Origin of the sequence: Enterococcus sp. DIV0240d, from assembly GCF_051711245.1 — a bacterium.
Lineage (GTDB): Bacteria > Bacillota > Bacilli > Lactobacillales > Enterococcaceae > Enterococcus_D > Enterococcus_D casseliflavus.
In genome coordinates this window covers 1-385 of the sequence record NZ_JBIOMG010000010.1, presented here as the reverse complement: position 1 = coordinate 385, position 385 = coordinate 1, and the positions used below count along the sequence as shown (strand labels likewise).

At 51.4% G+C, this 385-nt stretch carries 4 tRNA genes; all 4 read left to right on the top strand.

What is annotated here, in order from left to right:
- Positions 1–11: 11 nt before the first annotated feature.
- A tRNA-Pro gene (locus IGJ25_RS17225) sits at positions 12–85 on the top strand.
- Positions 86–98: 13 nt separating this feature from the next.
- Positions 99–171, top strand: a tRNA-Ala gene (locus tag IGJ25_RS17220).
- Positions 172–199: 28 nt separating this feature from the next.
- Positions 200–273 (top strand) — tRNA-Met (locus IGJ25_RS17215).
- A 13-nt stretch (positions 274–286) separates the two neighbouring features.
- Positions 287–360, top strand: a tRNA-Ile gene (locus IGJ25_RS17210).
- The last annotated feature ends 25 nt before the right edge of the window (positions 361–385 follow it).

The window sequence follows — 385 nt, the reverse complement described above, 5'->3', positions numbered from 1 at the left end:
CTTTTTAATAACGGGAAGTAGCTCAGCTTGGTAGAGCACTTGGTTTGGGACCAAGGGGTCGCAGGTTCGAATCCTGTCTTCCCGATAATTTTTCAAAAGGGGCCTTAGCTCAGCTGGGAGAGCGCCTGCTTTGCACGCAGGAGGTCAGCGGTTCGATCCCGCTAGGCTCCATATCATTTGAATAAATGATTCTTTTTTACGCGGTGTAGCTCAGCTGGCTAGAGCGTCCGGTTCATACCCGGGAGGTCGGGGGTTCGATCCCCTCCGCCGCGATTTTTAAGAGCCTGGACCTTTAGCTCAGTTGGTTAGAGCAGACGGCTCATAACCGTCCGGTCGTAGGTTCGAGTCCTACAAGGTCCATTGTGGCATTGTATCTGTTTTATTA